Origin of the sequence: Xanthocytophaga flava, from assembly GCF_030068545.1 — a bacterium.
In the GTDB taxonomy this organism is placed as follows: domain Bacteria; phylum Bacteroidota; class Bacteroidia; order Cytophagales; family 172606-1; genus Xanthocytophaga; species Xanthocytophaga flava.
Window position 1 is genome coordinate 147163 of sequence record NZ_JASJOR010000002.1, and the last position, 18677, is coordinate 165839.

14 protein-coding genes are annotated in these 18677 nt (G+C 39.4%); 8 read left to right on the top strand and 6 right to left on the bottom strand.

Features of this window, described 5'->3' with window-relative positions; all coding sequences use genetic code 11:
* The first annotated feature begins 259 nt into the window (after positions 1 to 259).
* Positions 260 to 1186 carry a DUF808 domain-containing protein gene (locus QNI15_RS03390; protein WP_314000811.1) on the top strand — a complete coding sequence of 309 codons (927 nt, stop codon included), beginning with the start codon at positions 260 to 262 and terminating at the stop codon, positions 1184 to 1186.
* Between the two features lie 512 nt (positions 1187 to 1698).
* Here QNI15_RS03390 and QNI15_RS03395 read toward each other — a convergent pair.
* Positions 1699 to 2388 (bottom strand): helix-turn-helix transcriptional regulator, encoded by a 690-nt coding sequence (locus QNI15_RS03395; protein WP_313982186.1) that lies wholly within the window; start codon positions 2386 to 2388, stop codon positions 1699 to 1701.
* Between the two features lie 393 nt (positions 2389 to 2781).
* Here QNI15_RS03395 and QNI15_RS03400 point away from each other — a divergent pair, with 393 nt between their 5' ends.
* Complete coding sequence (locus tag QNI15_RS03400) at positions 2782 to 3198, top strand: DUF1761 domain-containing protein (RefSeq protein ID WP_314000815.1); 417 nt, start codon at positions 2782 to 2784, stop codon at positions 3196 to 3198.
* A gap of 135 nt (positions 3199 to 3333) precedes the next feature.
* Here the strand turns inward: QNI15_RS03400 and QNI15_RS03405 are convergent, their stop codons facing one another.
* Positions 3334 to 4245: a hypothetical protein gene (locus tag QNI15_RS03405; RefSeq protein WP_314000817.1), complete on the bottom strand. Its 912-nt coding sequence runs from the start codon at positions 4243 to 4245 to the stop codon at positions 3334 to 3336.
* Positions 4246 to 4579: 334 nt separating this feature from the next.
* Between QNI15_RS03405 and QNI15_RS03410 the strand changes: the two genes are divergently transcribed.
* The gene (locus QNI15_RS03410) at positions 4580 to 5815 is read left to right on the top strand and encodes a hypothetical protein (protein ID WP_314000819.1); all 1236 of its coding nucleotides are present in this window, start codon (positions 4580 to 4582) and stop codon (positions 5813 to 5815) included.
* A gap of 46 nt (positions 5816 to 5861) precedes the next feature.
* Here the strand turns inward: QNI15_RS03410 and QNI15_RS03415 are convergent, their stop codons facing one another.
* Positions 5862 to 6593, bottom strand: coding sequence for a leucine-rich repeat domain-containing protein (locus tag QNI15_RS03415; RefSeq protein ID WP_314030519.1), 732 nt, complete (start codon positions 6591 to 6593; stop codon positions 5862 to 5864).
* Positions 6594 to 6649: 56 nt separating this feature from the next.
* Positions 6650 to 7186 carry a leucine-rich repeat domain-containing protein gene (locus QNI15_RS03420; RefSeq protein WP_314000825.1) on the bottom strand — a complete coding sequence of 179 codons (537 nt, stop codon included), beginning with the start codon at positions 7184 to 7186 and terminating at the stop codon, positions 6650 to 6652.
* A 283-nt stretch (positions 7187 to 7469) separates the two neighbouring features.
* On the opposite strand from QNI15_RS03420, the gene QNI15_RS03425 reads away from it, so the two are divergent.
* A complete protein-coding gene (locus QNI15_RS03425) occupies positions 7470 to 9326 on the top strand; it encodes a glycoside hydrolase family 2 protein (RefSeq protein WP_314030520.1) in 1857 nt (618 codons plus the stop codon).
* A 113-nt stretch (positions 9327 to 9439) separates the two neighbouring features.
* On the opposite strand, the gene QNI15_RS03430 is transcribed toward QNI15_RS03425, so the two are convergent.
* Positions 9440 to 12853 carry a VCBS repeat-containing protein gene (locus tag QNI15_RS03430; RefSeq protein ID WP_314030523.1) on the bottom strand — a complete coding sequence of 1138 codons (3414 nt, stop codon included), beginning with the start codon at positions 12851 to 12853 and terminating at the stop codon, positions 9440 to 9442.
* A gap of 456 nt (positions 12854 to 13309) precedes the next feature.
* On the opposite strand from QNI15_RS03430, the gene QNI15_RS03435 reads away from it, so the two are divergent.
* Complete coding sequence (locus QNI15_RS03435) at positions 13310 to 13645, top strand: PadR family transcriptional regulator (RefSeq protein ID WP_313982180.1); 336 nt, start codon at positions 13310 to 13312, stop codon at positions 13643 to 13645.
* Positions 13642 to 16284, top strand: coding sequence for an ABC transporter permease (locus QNI15_RS03440; protein WP_314030525.1), 2643 nt, complete (start codon positions 13642 to 13644; stop codon positions 16282 to 16284). The genes QNI15_RS03435 and QNI15_RS03440 overlap by 4 nt, the downstream gene beginning before the upstream one ends.
* 82 nt (positions 16285 to 16366) lie before the next feature.
* On the opposite strand, the gene QNI15_RS03445 is transcribed toward QNI15_RS03440, so the two are convergent.
* Positions 16367 to 17053: a DUF421 domain-containing protein gene (locus tag QNI15_RS03445; RefSeq protein WP_314000833.1), complete on the bottom strand. Its 687-nt coding sequence runs from the start codon at positions 17051 to 17053 to the stop codon at positions 16367 to 16369.
* A 294-nt stretch (positions 17054 to 17347) separates the two neighbouring features.
* Here QNI15_RS03445 and QNI15_RS03450 point away from each other — a divergent pair, with 294 nt between their 5' ends.
* Entirely contained in the window at positions 17348 to 17854 is a 507-nt protein-coding gene (locus tag QNI15_RS03450) for an RNA polymerase sigma factor (protein WP_314000835.1), read from the top strand.
* A gap of 4 nt (positions 17855 to 17858) precedes the next feature.
* Positions 17859 to 18512 (top strand): hypothetical protein, encoded by a 654-nt coding sequence (locus QNI15_RS03455; protein ID WP_314030526.1) that lies wholly within the window; start codon positions 17859 to 17861, stop codon positions 18510 to 18512.
* Positions 18513 to 18677 lie beyond the last annotated feature (165 nt).

Consider the following 18677-nt stretch of genomic DNA (forward strand, 5'->3'; position numbering starts at 1 on the left):
AACAAGGCGATTGTTTTTGCCTTGATACATGAGAAGCATTGTGAGGTGGTGCTGGTTATGCCAGGCAATTTTGCTATCAGATACAAGCTATCTGTTAAGAAATGTGCCAATCCGATAGTGTGTTAGATGAGGCTAATGTATTATCTGTATACTCTGTAGTAAAATAGCTGTAAACTTCACTTACTATGGGAGGCATTAAAGTTGTATAAGTAGACATAAGACAACTTTTTTGACACAAACCAAGTGAATACTATACAAGATGCCTTCAGGATTTTTTGCTTTATTAGATGATATTTCGGCTTTGGTTAAGACCAGTGCTGCCAGTTTAGATGATGTACCTACTCAGATAGCCAAGACAACCGGAAAAGTTTCCGGTATTGTGATTGACGATACAGCGGTTACCCCAAAGTATGTTGTGGGCCTTGATCCGTCCCGCGAGCTCTCCATCATCTACCAGATTGCAAAAAAGTCATTGATCAATAAAATACTTATTTTAAGTCCAGCGGCTTTATTACTTGGCTATTTTGCTCCCTGGGCTATCACACCCATTTTGATGGTAGGAGGAGCTTATCTGTGTTTTGAAGGGTATGAAAAGGTGTATTCTCTGTTTAGTAAATCTCATAACACCAATACCGAAGAACAAGAAGAAACAAAAGTCATTACACCAGAGCAACTGGAAAAAGAACGAGTCAATGGTGCTGTTCGTACTGATATTATCCTATCGGCAGAAATTATTGCGATTGCCTATAGTCAGGTAACCGGACAATCGATAGTAAATCAGATAGTGGTCATGTTGGCTGTAGCTATATTTATTACAGTTGCTGTATATGGATTTGTGGCATTACTGGTAAAAGCAGATGATATAGGCGTAAGCCTGACCAGAGATAACTATAGTCCTGCTATGCAAAAATTTGGTCGTGGCATTGTAAAGTTTATGCCACACTTCCTACAACTTTTAGGATATATAGGTACAGCAGCTATGCTCTGGGTTGGTGCCGAAATCATTGCACATGGGATTCCATTTACCAGTCATTTATTGCACATTCTAGAGGAGTACTTAGTTAAAATACCCATACTCGCTTGGTTTGCCAAGGCATTGGCCTGTGGTATTGCCGGACTTATGCTAGGCTTTATTATTGATAAGATTGTGGCATTGGTCAAAAAGATTCTTCCTAACAAGAAATGACTCAAATAATAAACTATTTTCAGACAAAGTGATCAAAAAATATATAGTCATGCAGTTTGGTGACCGGAACTATAGTCAACCAATAGTCTGACTGGTATTCGGATATGTTTTGTGTTTGAACAGACTTCCAGTCATTCTGCAAACTGACCATACTTCCAGTCAAAGATAAAAGTGAACAGAGTTCGAATATTTTTTGAAAGCGACTGGTATTCCGGTCAAAACAAAAAGTGAACAGAATACCAGTCAAAAGTAAAAGTGATTCGAAGTATGGTCACTTGTGTTGCTGAACAGTTTTCCGATCACTCAGTCTTCAAACGTGAAAGTGACCATACTTCCAGTCAGTCATTTGTATTGAACATACTTCGGATATTTCTTCAACATGACCATAGTTCCTGTTGTACAGTAACAAATCAGCATTGTTCCTACTCTCCAACTGATTAAAATAGTATAAGGCCTGTAGGGACATCCAACTCTTTTCCTTAATGCTACACCTACAAATGAAACGATCACAGCTAATGATATCGGTCAAAAAACTCTTGCAAAGTCATCGTATGAGGAGTAAACTTTTCGGTGAGTATTTCCAGCTTTTGTATTCTGTCAAGACGAAAATACCGAAAATCGTTACGTAAACGACACCAGGCAACCAGCAACCAGTTTTCAGTACTTAATAAAGCGAAGGGTTCAATAGTTCTGCCTGAGATTTTATCCCCTTCATTTATATACTCTATTTTTACCAGATAAAAATTGGTCAAGGCAAATTGTAAGGAAGACAAATTATTACTTGTTCTTTCAATACCCTTGAGTTGGGGAGTATGTGTCCGCTGAGTCAATAAATTTGCTTTGTCTTTCAGGTTATGCTTTAAAACTGCTTTAATTTTTTCGACAGCTTCTGAATAATCGTTGATGAATGAAGCATCTTTTGTTTTCAGAACCAACTGCTGTGCAAGAATAAGGGCATTCGCCTCATTTTCACTAAACATTACAGGTGGAAGCCTGTAATGTTCCATAAGCATATATCCTTTCCCTTCTTCTGTTAAAATAGGTACTCCTGCTTTTTCCAGTGTCCGAATGTCCCGATAAATCGTTCTTACACTCACTGAAAATTTCAGTGCCAGTTCGGATGCTGTTAAAAGTCGTTTTGTCTGTAACTGAGTAAGAATAGCAGTCAATCGTGCAATTCGTTTTGTATCGGTGCTCTCCATAATTACTAGTACCTGTGATTATTGCTTGCCAGCCGTTAATTCTAATTAGTGTTTTATATAAAGCAAGGACAAATATACAACGGGAAAATTTTTTGTATTCGTAAAGTTCACCTCTGACATAGGGCTGTCACCAGAAGCTTTTTCTTTGCAGCAGTAATATATAATTCTTTATCACTAAAATCGTCACCAATGAAAAGCACAAGTCAGCTAAGCGTATCGCAAAATCTACTAATCTTCTTTACTAATCCTTTACGTATACACTACAAAAATCGGTTTGAACAAAAGTACCCAATCTCACATTGCATCCTTTCGTAATTGTCTGGACTATTTCTTTCTCAAGCCGTGTATAAGGCAAACCTTTTCTAAAAAACATCATAAAATAAAAACGCTACTATGTTTACTATACTAACAGATATTTCCTGGTTAAGTGTTCTACTCGCATTCGTTATCTATTTCATTCTGGGTGCACTATGGTTTACTGTCTTCTTTCCTAAACTATATAAGATTTCACTGGGTAAAGAAAATGATACAACACAAAGTACAGCTCCTATTTTCTTTGTAGGACCTGCCTTATGTTGTCTGGTCATCACTATTGCCAGTGCGCTGTTAGTATATGCTTTGCATATCGAAACCTATCAGAGCGCTTTCCAGTTTGCTGTCATTGTTGGAGTGGGCTATCTGTTTTCCAATACTGTTAACATTGCCATCAATCCCAACATACCTCGTCCCATTCTGTATGGACTAATTAGTGGGAGCTATCATCTGGTCGGTATTATACTTGTAAGTATCATTCTACTTGCGATGAAGTAGACTTTAGTTACTAAAGGAGTAGATACCAGGGCCTGTAAACTCACTCTACAGGCCTTTTACTTACAACTACAATCAAATCTCATAGATATCGAGCACAATAACAGATCAGTAAATATGAGTGATGGTAAATATGGGCTACAGTCCTGCCTTAGCTTTTAATTCTGTTAACAAATGGTCAAATCGAACCCAGTATACAGCGCAGTCTTTTTCACTAGTACCTTTGGTATAAAACAGAAATTTGCCATCAGGAGTAACATACTGTCCAAAACGATGAGCCAGTCCATTATTAATAGCAGGTCCTAAACTTTGTGGAGTGGTCCATGTTTTGTCTGCTCTCGCAAAGCTAATCCATAGTTCACTTTCAAAGTCCTTAGTTTCTTTGGCACTGATAATCATATAGGATTCATCTGGTGCTATATATAAATCACCATTAAAGCCTGGAGAATTTAATGGTTCTCCGAGGTTGTGAATGGATGTATCTCTCGGATCAGCAGGCAATACAGCAAATTTCCAGGCATTCGAATCATTCGACGAACCCCAGGTACCATTACTACCTACATAAGCTCTTCCACTTAGAGTTGGCATATAGTTATATAAAACATATGACCGCTTAAGCCAGGGTTGAGGCGAACTCCAACCAGAAGCATTCTTCTGCATTTGCTGAATACCTGTATTGTCAGTAACAAGTAAAGTTTTCCCATCCATACTAAATGTAGGTGTACCATATTGATTGGCAAGCAAAAAAGGTCCCTCCCATTTTCCTGCAATACTGTCAAAACGAAAGTAATTGAGCCGCTGGTGCTGATTGCTGTACCATTCGTTGTTACTGCCATAAAAGAATTCTTTTCCATCAGGTGAAAAGGCAACTCTGGCCAGAACAAAATAGCCAGAGTCGGTTAACAAGTGTGGAGCAAAACACAAAGGTGTATCACTTGGTTGTGATTGACCAAGGTAAGCATTCGGACCATCCCAGAAGTCGGATTGTGCTTTATGGCTAGAGCAAGCCAGTAACATTAAACAACTAAAAATACTGAAAATAATACGCATAGATAGAATAGTTTGAATAGTAATACAGTGGTTGATAAAAGATGAGAATAGATCTACACTGCCAAAGCTAATTTCTTCTCATGAAAGCCTTTTCTTTCTTACCAATCAAATTCCGTCAAGATATATCACACTGATTTTCAAATAATTAAAAAACATATCTTGGCTGCTCCTAAAAATATATGATTCCCCTCAACAGTCAGATATATAGAATGTAAAGGCCAATTGTGATAAGAAGTAATGAAGCAAACATGTGTCTGGGTATAGAGACATGTTGGAAATGAATAGTGCATTTGGTAACTTCCAACATCCTCTATTTTTCCTGTAGCAGATTTTGATGGACATACATTGCCAAAGATTAGTCAAAACCATTACAGATAGTCTCGACTGGGGCCCTGTTAACGAATGGACTGGAAAGAATTTCAGTCGGTTAAACCAAGCTATTCTGGAGAAAACGGGTGTAAATCTAAGTGAAAGCACTCTCAGACGAGTACTAGGTAAAGTACATTACCCTCATTTACCAACTGAAACGACATTGGATGCACTGGCTGTATATGCAGGGTATCCAGACTGGCAAAGTTTCAAACAAGCAGCACCAACCCTACCAGATTCAAAGCCCATACTTACTAAAAGACCATCCAGACCGATAGTATTGGGGACAGGAGTTCTGCTTGCGATGATCCTGCTTTTTTGTGTTGTGAGTTATAAGCCCTTTACCAAAAAAACTAAAATACCACACGCCGTTTTTAGTAGCCGACCGCTGACTCACTCTATTCCTAACACCGTTATTTTTAACTATAAAGTGGATAGTTCCACAACACCTCTATATATTCAACAATCATGGGATGCGCAAACCAAAAGAGAAGTAAGTGCCAAAGGCAATACATTTACTTCAATCTATTATAAACCTGGATTCTACGAAGCCAGGCTTTTAATGGGGGATCAGCTACTCAGGAAACATCCACTACTCATACAATCAGATGGGTGGCTAGGACTTATTGACCAGAGATCAGAGCCACTGTATTTACAATCAAACGAATTTGTCTATAAAGACAGGCTTGAGATTCCTGTTAGCAGTTATACCCGCCGTTCTCTACGACCAGATGTCAAACCTTATCGCGCAGAACTCTATAATGTAGGTAATTTTCAGCCTGTAAAGGCTACCAAAGTTAATTTCAGTGCAATGGTAAAGGGTAGTTCCATAAGTAATATGGGAGGCTGCCGAAAAGCCATTGTATTTTTGGTAACAAACGGAATACCATTCAATATACCCATCACTGCTAAGGGTTGTGTGTCTACATCTCATCTATATGATGGTCGTGGACTAGTAGATGGTCGAGTTCACGACCTTTCCGGATTTGGAGCAGATCTGTCTCACTGGGTAAAAGTTGATATACAAACCACAACCAACAAACTCGAATTTCTTGTTGACAGCCAGGTTGCCTATACTCAGGATCTTCCCTCACAAGATCTTGAAGTGGTAGGCATTGCCTTTGGTTTTGAAGGAGGTGGCGCAGTAAAAAACATCAAACTCTCTGATAACAAACAAGTCATATTCAGTATGTTTCCCTAGTAGTTATATAGTTGCGCATAACATTTGATCTACAAACCACATCCTGTCAGAAAGTAATTTTACACTTAGGTAACCATGTTTTGAGTTGTTGTTGCATCGCTACAGAGAGTGGATTGCCTGATACATCCAAATCGGTTAACCGTTTTTGTTTTCCCAGCCATGCAGGAAGCTCAGTAAGCTGATTGTCTGATAGATCTAGTTTTTTCAATCCCTTTAGCATTCCTGGCAAATTGGGTAGTACAGTCAATTTATTTTTTGATAAATCCAGGCCTTTTAATCTTTTAAGCTGTCCAATCGATTCAGGAAGGATTGTGAGGTTATTTTCAGAAGCATTCAAATGCCATAAATAGGTAAGATTTCCAATAGACTCAGGAAAGGTAGTAAGCTGATTTTTGGAAATGTTTAAATAGTTCAGACTTTTCAGGCTACCAATAGACTCCGGAAGACAGGTAAGTTCATTATTGGAAATGTTTAATTCTGTCAATTCGGTTAACTTTCCGATGGATTCTGGCAATTGAGTAAGCTGATTTTTGTATATAGAAAAATAGGTTAGATGAGTAAATTCTCCTATTGAATCAGGAAGTTCTATTAACTGATTACTCCCTAGGTACAACTGCGTTAACTGTTTCAGATTGCCAATGGAGTCTGGAAGCAGAGTAAAATTATTTTTGGAGATATTTAATTTGGTTAACAAAGTTAGCTGCCCTATCCATTCAGGCAGTATAGTAAGTTTATTATCAGCCAGAATCAGTTGCCTTAGACTTTGCAAACTACTCATCCATTCAGGAAGTTCGCTCAGCTGATTTTTCTCTACATTTAAAGAGTATAGATCCTTTAGCTTTGAATTGCAGGAGGAAGTACCATAAGCTGATTCCTATCCAGGTGTAGTTCTTGCAGTCCTATAAGCTGCCCTATTGAATCAGGAAGGGCTGTAAGTTGATTTTTTGACAAAAAAAGACGCGTGAGATTCCGTAAACTACCTATGGATTCCGGAAGCTGGATAAATTGATTATTATTGGCAGATAGGTACCACAACTGGGTAAGATTCCCAATTGAGTCAGGTAGCGTCGTAAGATTATTGGAGGATATATCTAATTGCATTAATTTGAAAAGCTTGTCGATTGACTCAGGCAAACTCTTCAACTTTTTTTGATATAGTTTCAGAATTGTGCATTGATTCACATGAAGTATCTGTGCTTCTATAGATACCCCTTTTTCAACATAACTACACTCCGCTAACAGTCTTATTTCCGAAAGAAACGTTTTTATACTGATTTGAAGTGATTTAGCTAATTCTAGCCCTAGTAAGATGTTTTCTATTTCTTCAGAACGCAAGAGACGGTATAAATTTTCTTCTTCAACAGTTTGCATAAATATAAAGTAAAAACAGTATTCAGTTAATGGATCGAGGCTACCTAGGATTGAGCTTGTAAGTTGAGTATAAATTCACCATAAATAAGCTTCAATTTGCTTCTGACCTGTTTTTAGTAATATAATCTCAAAAACTATCTTTTATACTGTTACACTTCATCTGATTTCCAATGATAATCAACTAGCATTCCTGGCCTTATATTCGAGATTAAAATTTTATTTATTCGTTTTATAGTTGCATTTTGCCTGTATCCCTTAACACTTTTCATTAATTACAACCTTTATGAAACGAATATTTTTTACTCTTTGTCTACTGTATTTTCAGGTAGCCGTTGTGCTTGCACAATCAGGTAACTGGAAAGTAGTAGAAGGTAAGATCACTACTTCCTGGGCAGAAAAAGTAAACTCTTCTACTCCTTTGTCAGAGTATCCCCGCCCTCAGATGACTCGTAACAACTGGCTCAATTTAAATGGCTTATGGGACTATTCCCTTCAACCCAAAGGGCAGTCAGAAAATTTACCTACCGCCTTTTCCGGTCAAATCCTGGTACCTTATGCAATTGAATCTGCTTTGTCCGGAGTAGGTAAAACCGTTGGAAAAGATAGTGTGCTTTGGTATCATCGTACGGTATCTGTCCCAGCTAATCTCCGAAAAGGCACAGTATTACTGCATTTTGGAGCGGTAGACTGGCAAACCGATGTCTATGTAAACGGTAAAAAAGCAGGTACCCATCAGGGAGGTTATGATCCGTTCTCCTTTGATATTACCGCTCTGCTTGCCAAAGGTAACCAACAGCAGATCACGATCCGGGTATGGGACCCTACCAGTGACGGACCACAACCCAGAGGTAAGCAGATAAAAAATCCACATGGCATCTGGTATACACCAGTAACGGGTATATGGCAGACAGTATGGATGGAAGCTGTTCCCAACTCGTATATTGCATCAACTCGTCATACAGCCAATATTGACCAGCAAACACTTACAGTTAAAGCTCAACTGCAAAAGGCACAGCCCAATGATAAGGTGCGTGTGGTAGCCTATGATGGCAAGCAGTCTGTTGCTCAGCAGGAGGTTGCTGCTGGAACCGATGCTGTATTAAAACTGAACAATCCCAAACTATGGTCTCCCGATAGTCCTTTCTTATATGATATGACAGTGGTGCTGATCCGGGGAGGCAAGGTAGTGGATGAAGTGAAAACCTATTTTGCCATGCGGAAAATCTCCATGCAAACGGCTAGTCAGAATGTACACAGAATGCTGCTTAATAATCAGTTTCTGTTTCAGTATGGACCGCTAGACCAAGGATGGTGGCCGGATGGCTTATATACTGCTCCTACAGATGAAGCACTTAAGTTTGACATTGAAAAGACCAAAGAGATGGGTTTTAACATGATTCGTAAACATGTGAAAGTGGAACCTGCCCGCTGGTATTACTATTGTGATAAATTGGGTATGCTTGTATGGCAGGATATGCCTAGCGGAGACATGGGCAATGAATGGGATTCCAGGCCAGGCATCATAGGTAGGGCTACGGAAAAGGAGCGTACAGCTGATTCGGAAAAGATTTACCGTACAGAATGGAAAGCGATTATGGATGCAACCTACAACTTCCCGTCTATTGTGGTGTGGGTACCCTTTAACGAAGCCTGGGGACAATTTAAAACAGTAGAGATTACCAAATGGACCCAGGACTATGATCCTTCCCGCCTTGTAAATAGTGCCAGTGGAGGCAACTTTTATGATGCAGGCCATATTCTGGACTTGCACAATTATCCTGAGCCTGCAATGCCTCGTCCGGATTTGTTTGGAGCCAAACAGATAATTGTATTGGGAGAGTTTGGCGGTTTGGGTCTACCTCTGGAAGGCCATACCTGGCAACAGAAAGATAACTGGGGTTACCAAACCTTTAAAAACAAGGGGGAAATGTTTGATAAGTACAAGTCCTTTATTGAAAGCCTGGAAAAGCTGATTGGACAAGGGTTATCAGCAGCCGTATATACCCAGACCACTGATGTAGAAGTAGAAACCAATGGTTTGATGACCTATGACCGGAAAGTGATAAAAATGCCAGAAGCTCAGTTGAAACAAATACATAGTAAACTCTATAATCCTTCACTGGGAAAAATCAAACCGTAGAACAACTAATTCTCATTTTTATATCTAAATAAAAAACGCCTCTGCTTAATCAACAGGGGCATTTTTTATCTAGCTATTTAGCAATAAAACCTATCAATTATATATTATCCATTCTATTTGCTGTGCACAATTTTAGTACTGACATTTGCAGATTTGTAGTCATACAAGGTGGCATAATCATTATTGCGCGACACCACTACTCTGGAAGAGGTATTCTTGAATTTTATGAAGGCCATATCCCGTATATCACCTGTCAACCAGAGAGGTTTGTCTAAAATGGGTTGTACTTCACCCTTTTCAAACCGAAGCAGTACACCCATTAAGGCATCTGATCTTCCCAGTTGCACTTTGTAAGGGAAAAAATTGCCTGCAGCCAATACTTCTACTTTTCCATCGCCATCAAAATCACTGGAAAGAAAACCATTAATAGATGAGAACTGAGCCCAATCGGGCAGTGGTTTTAAGGCAAACTTACTATTACCTTTATTTTCCAGCCAGCATGAACGAAGTTCTACAGCTTCCAATAACTGAGTTTTAGCACGCAATTCTGGAGACAAAATATCTTCTACCGTAGCATCAGCATAGGCACCATAATTAATAAACCGTTTTCGCATTGGCGTTACCTGTCCCAGCAACTCATCACGTGTTGCCAACGGATAACTCTTATCCTGAACATAGAAGGATACCAGTGGATCAAGTCGGCCATCCTGATCGATGTCTACACCATAACAACGCAAAGGCTGCTTTTCAGAAGCACGCAGTTGCATATTTATACCTGCATTACCCAGTAACAAATCCATATCCCCATCCTGGTCTACATCAGCCTGGGCAATAGCACTCCACCATCCCCTGCTATCCGGAAGGCCAAAGCTGCTGGTAGACTCTTTGAGTTTCCCTTTTTGATTGATATACATGCGTATCCCCATCCACTCACCTACTACTACCAGATCAGGCCAGGTATCTGCATTGAGGTCTGTCCATATGGCGCCAGTAACCATACCAGCATTTGACAATTGATCGGAAGCCAGAGCGGTTACATCTGTGAAACGAACCTTGCCTGGCTGGGAATCATTTCGTAACAAAAAGCTTTTGGGAACTTTCGGATACTGCTGGGCAGCAATTCGTCCTCCCACAAACAAATCCTGGTCACCATCTTTATCATAGTCTATGGCAACCACACAACTTCCACTGGTTTGCTCAGAAGGTAATGCATCCGGTGATTTTGCAAAATTTCCCTTGCCATCGTTGAGGTATAGTCGATCCTGATAAAGAAGGTCTGAAGGAGAAAACTCATTGCCTCCACTCACAATATACAGATCCAAATCTTTATCTCCGTCCGCATCAAAAAATACAGATCCTATATCTTCTGCTACCCGATCTGTTTGCCAAGGTTCAGAAGCAGACTTTACTAGTGTACCATTGTCTGTTCCCAGATATAATTGTCCGGACTGGCCAGCTGCTCCACCCAGAAACACATCTTCATTCCCATCCTTGTTTACATCACCTACTGCCAGCTTGCCTCCTAGACGGGAAAGCTGGTAAGAAAGAAGTTGCTGCATTTTAAAATCCACAAATCCATTCTCACTATGTTTGAAGTCAATTCCATCTTTTACCGGGCTGAGTAATGGTTCCTTTATGCGATGTGTCAGCAAGTCATCTATCTTAGAGTTGGGTTGTGCTTTTTCTTGCTCTATCTCAATAAGTTGATTGATAGATGGAGCGGATACGATAGTGACTTTTTCATCTGGCCACTGTACACGAATCTCTTTCACCGCAGACTGGCCAATACCTACGGTGAGCAATGGTTCTACAGACGACTGATACCCCCGGCTAAAATAGGCTTCCTGATAAATCGTTTTATCCTGTAATGTAATCCACACCTTTGCCCCTATACCAAAAGTATTGGGCTTTTTGCCTATGAGTCTGATTTTTATAAAATTGTTTTTGGCAAATTTTTCCTGCTGATTTTGAAATACACTTACCTTATCATTCAGTGTGTTGACAATCAGATCCAGATCCCCATCATTATCCAGGTCACAGTAAGAGGCAGCATTGGATACAGAGGAATGAGTAAAGCCCCATTGCCTGGTTACATTTTCAAAATGTAGCCCATCTGTATTACGAAAGCAATAATTGGTCAGTTTGGTTGAAGGCATCTCCTGAATCAGCTTCAGAACCGGAATATCCCTGCCAGATGCCCTGGCTTGAGCCACAGCATCGGCAACTGTATAGCGGATAAAATCCTGATTGGTGTAATCTCTCAGGTAGCCATTGGTAATAAAAAGATCTTTGAATCCGTCGTTATCAAAATCTGCAAACAAGGGAGCCCAGCTCCAGTCTGTATTTGAGACACCTGCCAGTTGTCCCACCTCGCTGAATCGAGGCAGTGTGTCAGGAGCAAATCCGCGGTTGAGTTGCAGGGTATTGCGCATATACTGATGATGATATCCGCTGTCAACAGCCAGTGAATATTTGTCGTATTCATCAGGTCCCTTCAAAAGCTTTTGCCGGTGATTGTCTTCCGGTAACATATCCGCTACAAATATCTCTGGCAATGCATCATTGTTGATATCAGCTATGTCTGATCCCATACCGTTTTTGGACAGATGGGCAAATATCGTATGAGATACTTCACGGAAAGTTCCGTTTCCATTGTTGATATAACAGAAATCCTGTTCATCGTAATCATTGGTCACATAAATGTCAGGCCAGTTATCCTGATTCAGATCACTTATGGAGACACTTAATCCGAAATTCAAACCGCTGCCATGAATCAGTGCACTATCACTCACATTGGTAAAAATATTATTATCATTTCGGTAGAGCCGGTTACCAAAATAGGGATGACGTAAGCCACGAAGCTTTTTTACATTAAAAAGAGAGGAGTAAAATGTATTGGCGTGGTTTAGCAGAAACATATCCAGATCACCATCCCGGTCCATATCAAAAAAATAAGATTGTGTGGAGAAAGTTCCGACAGCATCTAATCCAAATTCTTTAGCCTGCTCTTTGAAAACAGGAATCCCACCCTTTTCACAACCCTGGTTAATAAAGAGCTGATTGGCACGCATCGGATGGTCCCGGATCACTGGTTTTCCTTTACCTTCTCTTTCTGTATTGCCTGAATAACAAATATATACATCCAGCCAGCCGTCTCCGTTTACATCTGCCATTGTCACTCCGGTTTTCCATCCCTGCTTCTCTATTAGATGAGAGGTGGTCGTAATATCTTCGAATTTCCAATTGCCCTTATTTAGAAAAAGCTTGTTAGGTACAGTGTTTCCTGACAGATACACATCTGCTAGTCCATCATTATTAATATCACCTGTTGCCACGCCTCCTCCATTGTAGGAATACTCATAGGTCATGATATTGTTGTGTTCACTTTCGATAATCTGATTGCTAAAATCCAAACCCGTTTTATTTTCTGAGAGCCTGGTGAACAATTCTGTCTGGGGTTGGCATTGTATCAGCAACAATGACAACGAACTAATCACAACAGATATAAGTCGTTGTTGGAAATGCATTCGTTTAGAGTTAATAACAGTGGTAGAGTAGAATAGGGTGTATTTTAGCTTTTCTGTTCAGTGTATACCATGAAAATATTTTCCCGGAAGTCATTCCTTAGGTACCATGTTCACTTGCAGAATTCCGGGTTAATTTAGTAAAATAGCAGGAAAGAAGTTCTTCTCATTATCTAGTTTGTATACAGACAAGTTAACTTATACATTTTATCCAGCACAAATCACGCTAATTAAGATTCCAATTTCCTATATAAAAGAGGAACACAAGCATATCTCAAATGAAATCGAATTTTTGAGACACCGAAACCAACTATTGAAGTCTTTCTTTCAACTGGAATATATCTATAGTTAGGTCGAAAAAATATTTTACATACAAAATAGAAGAAATAACTTTTATTTTACATACATTTAATGAATTAACTATTTATCGGCTTTTACTCCAATCTGCTATACCAAACTATGAAAGGAACCAATCTGGGAGAGTATGAAGAACTGGTCTTACTCACAGTAGCAGCCTTAGGCACTGAAGCCTATAGTGTAGCTATTTGCGATGAGTTGGAAAAATATACTGAACGTAGTGCGAAACTGGGGGTCGTCCATGCGGTATTAAACCGACTCGAAGAAAAAGGACTGCTCAAAAGCCATCTGGGTGAGGCAACTGCTACCCGTGGAGGGAAGCGGAAACGTTATTATGAAGTAACACAAGCAGGCAAACTGGCTCTGACCAAAACCAGACAAGTACGTGAAACGCTTTGGCAACTTATAAAAGGTTTTAATCTGGAAGGTTCTATATGAACAAACTAAACAAAGCAACCTCTGGTGCTATCCCACCCCGCTGGGCACAGAACCTGCTTCACTGGTATTGCCGGACAGATCTTGTAGAAGATCTGGAGGGTGATTTGAATGAATACTTTGAGCGAAATCTCAAGACACATGGAACCAGGTGGGCCAAAATCATCTATTGTCTGGATGTAGTAAAATTTTGCCGGCCTTATACCATTCGGAAACCTGATTTTTTCAATCTCTTTATTCACTATCTTATGCTGAATAGTTATCTGAAAACCACCCGTCGCAATCTGGTGCGTAATAAGCTGTTTTCTGTCATCAACATCATCGGACTAGCCGTCAGTATGTCGGTTGGGTTACTGGTTATTGCCTTTATCCACGATTTGCGTTCTTACGATGAATTTCATGCAGATAAAGAGAACATCTATCGCATCATTACCCATTATACCCCTGCCGACCAGCCTACTGTTGATCTGGCTTCTACTTCCGTTAAAGTAGGCCAACAAATAGGAAAAACCACTTCTGCCATCAAGCATCTGACCATTTTGCGAAGCGGATTTTGGGGAGATGCCATTGTAGGTTCGGTTACACTTCCTATGGGAGCTATGTGGGCTGACTCTTCTTTTTTCAATGTTTTTACCTTTCCTCTACTCAAAGGAAATCCAGCTACAGCCCTGAAAGATCCTTATTCACTGGTCCTAACACCCAAAATGGCAGAGAAACTCTTCGGGGAAGCAGATCCTATGGGAAAACTGGTCCGTTTTGATACCACCTACTATAAAGTAACAGGTATTACCAATCCCATTCCTAAACTTTCTCATCTACAGTTTGATGCACTGGTCTCTTTTGCCAGTATAGAACGGAACCATCCCAGTAAAGATGCAGCGTTTTACAGTTGGGGTAATATCTGGCAGAATTACGTTTATATAGTATTGAATCCTGATATAACTCCGATATCTGTACAGACTACTTTGGATCACCTGAATGTAACAGAGAATAAACAACTGATCAATCAAAAAATCTCGGTATCACTTCAACCGCTTAAACAGATTGCACTTGGCCCTATGCTACAAAACTCCATTGGGCCTCATATTTCTCCTGTAGTGGTTTGGGTATTGATTGGCTTTGCACTGATCGTTATTCTGTCTGCCTGTTTCAATTACACCAATTTGTCCATTGCCCGTTCATTGCGTCGTTCCCGTGAAGTGGGCGTTCGAAAACTGATTGGTGCTATGAAAAGCCATGTAGTAGGCCAGTTTCTTATTGAATCTACACTAATTTCACTACTGGCTTTCGTTTTTGCTTTCGTATTATTTTATTTTTTGCAGAAGCAATTTCTGGACCTGGACCCTTTTATTTCCAATCTGGTATCGTTAGAGTTCTCCCCTAAGCTATTCGCATATTTTCTCCTTTTCTCGGTTGGCGTGGGTACTGCTGCAGGCCTATTTCCAGCACTATTCTTTTCTGCCATTAATCCTGTACAAGTTCTCAAAGGTGCTTCCGGCTGGACATTGTTCCGTCATGTAAATCTCCGAAAAGCGCTGATTCTGATTCAGTATACTCTTTCGCTTATTTTCATTACAACTACTCTGGTTGGCTACAAACAGTATCAGGGTTTTATTACACTTGATCTCGGATTTACAACTGAAAATATTCTTAATATCCGTATGCAAGGGAACAAAGCGGCTTTGCTGGAAAAAGAACTAAGAGAAATTCCTGAAGTCAAGGCCATATCCAAATCAATGATGATAACCAGTCTTGGGAGTGCCCATGGCTCATCTGTGAAATACAAAGATACACAGGACTCATCCATGACATGGCTTAATATGGTGGATGAGCAGTATCTGCTACTTCACGATCATCATCTTATAGCTGGGAAAAACTTTACTCCTAAAGCAAACACAGCACAGGAAAGCGAAATTATTGTCAATGAACAACTTCTCAGGCGCTTTAACATTTCACCCAACAATCCGGCAAAAGCCATAGGAGAATGGCTGGTTGTTGAAAACAAAAAACTGGCCATTGTGGGGGTAGTGAAAGACTTTCATTATGGTACAGTAATGAACACCTTAGAACCAGTAATGTTCCGTTATTCAGCTGACGGACAGAACGGATATCTGAATGTCAAAATCACATCAACAGATCTCTCTACTACTATGGCACATATAGAGAATGCCTGGCAAAAAATTGATAAGGTTCATCCCCTGGAAGCAGAATTCTATGACGATCAGATCAAAAAGGCTTATCGTCAGTTTTCAGTTATGATCAGAGTAATCGGATTTATTACGTTCTTATCTGTTTGTATTGCTTCCCTGGGGCTACTGGGAATGGTAGTCTTTACAACAGAAACCCGTTTAAAAGAAATTAGCATTCGCAAAGTATTAGGAGCTAGTGAAGCAGGCCTCATGTATCAGATGGGAAAAAGCTTTCTTTTTCTGCTGCTACTGGCTTCATTGATTGCCTTACCTGTAACCTATTTCTTTTTTGACAGTGTAGTCCTTATACATTTTGCCTACCACTCTCCCATTGGATGGATGGAAATGGCAAGTGGTGTTGTAGCTGTTATTCTACTAGCATTGGGACTGATTAGCTCTCAAACGTTTATTGCAGCCAGAATCAATCCTGCCCAAGTACTAAAAGGAGAATAGGCTGCCAAATGACTTCTTAGACAGTTAACTTATCAGGTAATGCTACATTAGCTTAATTCCTGATATGATGTAATTGTGCTGTTCAGGTAATGCGGAGAGTATTAATAGCAGCAACCCATTCGGACTTATGGCATTTGGTACAAGCTTTTATTGAATGTGTTTCCTCTATAACACGACCACAATAGGAACAGGCATAGGGATCATTATTTGGTATAGATTGTACCTTCTGCACATATAGTTTGGGCATCACAGGTAATCCATATTTAACCTCTTCTTCCGGGTAATAGAAAAAACTAATAGTCCCATTGGTTTCCAGAATAGCTGTTTTGATCTGCCCCAGATGTTCAATATTCTGCTGACGCATCTCTGCAAAAAATTCATCTTTGGCATATTGAGCATCTTTGTCGTTAGTCAGTATAAACTCTCCCTCTTCAATAATATAAATAGGATCGCCTTCCAACATACTCTCTATCTTCTCACTTTTGCTTGTGAGCCAGATAATAACCCGATAAAACACCAATACAGTTACAATCACAATCAGTGAAGGCAGAATGGCTGCCTCTTTACTAAACATAGGATCTCCTGCAGCAGACCCCAGCGAAATAATAATTGCCACCTCAAAAAGGGATAACTGGCGAATTCCTTTCTTGCCTGACAAACGCAAAAAAGTAATCACCAGCAAGAACATAATAAATGTTCTCACTATTATTTGAAACACTATTGTCCAATCTAAATCTTTTATAAAAATCTCTGCCCATTCGTTCTGCATAGTATTTGAAACGTTGTAAAGTTATCTGTCAAAGGCTCTAGTGATACATACCCCTTACCTGTTTGATAAAAAGATGTACCCAGATAACTTTATACAAGCAGATAAGTTTTGAAACAATTACAAAATGTATCACACTACACACTTAAAAATCAGCTATTCTAGTCGGCAGATAATCTACATACTAGCTATCCTCTACAAAAAACCTTTGTAAGATGTGATATTTCTTAACCTTATGCGAATAATTGTATACAATAACAAACAAGCTTGTACTCACTATTTTACATATGAAACAGGATGACAATAAAACCCAATGCGCAGGCATTTCTGGATATGATAGACACTCACAAAGGTATTATCTATAAAATAGCCAACTCCTATTGTAAAGATAAAGAGAATCGAAAAGATCTTATTCAGGAGATTATTATCCAGTTGTGGCTTGCTTTTGAAAAATATGATCCAACCTACAAAATTTCCACATGGATGTATACCATTGCACTCAATGTTTCTATTTCTTTTTATCGAAAGGAACATCGCAGACATCAGATCAATCATTCATTACCAGAGGTTATTCATCTTTATGAGCAAACCGAAGTAGAAGATACCCATGTAGATATAGAAAGACTTCAGGTATTCATAAAAGAACTCAAAGAGATAGACCGAGCTGTGATGCTTCTTTATCTGGAAGATACTCCACAGGAAGAAATAGCTCAGATTCTTGGTATTACGTCTACCAACGTATCAACTAAAATATACAGAATAAAACAACAGCTTAAACAAAAATTTTCAACTATAAATACTTAAACATATGGAAAACACTGATATTCTTACTATCTGGAAGTCGTATGATCAGAAACTAAACGAAAACCTGTTGCTAAACCGAAAAAATGCTGAGGATATTACCAAAATAAAAGTTCGCTCGTTTCTAACTTCGATGAGACCTTTAAAAATTTTCGCTATTCTGGCAGGCATTTTATGGGTAGTATTTGTAGATACACTTATTGTATTACTATTTCCTGTAGCCAGTCCCTTTTTTCTGATTTCGGCAGGCATTCAGGTGTTGCTTACCAAACTGTCGATAGGCGTCTATCTGTATCAGTGGGTTCTTATTGAACTTGTAGATATCGATGAACCTGTTCTGACTACACAGGAAAGGATAGCCCACTTGCAAGCGTCTACTATCTGGGTTACCCGTATTCTTTTTCTTCAGCTTCCAGTCTGGACTACCTTTTACCTAACCCAATCTCTCATAGAAAGTGGCGGCATTCTCTTTTATACGCTACAAATAGGATTCACAGCTGGATTTACTCTTCTTTCCATCTGGTTATATCGGAATATTTCATACGAAAATAGAGACAAAAAATGGTTCAAATTGATTTTTAATGGAATTGAGTGGAATCCTATACGTAAATCTATGGAGCTTTTAGACCAGATTAAAGACTACTCAACTGTTAGGCAATAACGTTCTGATTTAAATACCTATTTTCTTCCATAAAGAAAGATGGATGATTTACCCTCCGGCTATTGAACTCATAATTGAATTACGAGTTCAATAGCCAGATTTAATAGCATGAACCAACAAAATGGTAAGTCTTGTGGGTTATCCTACATACACGAAATAACGGCC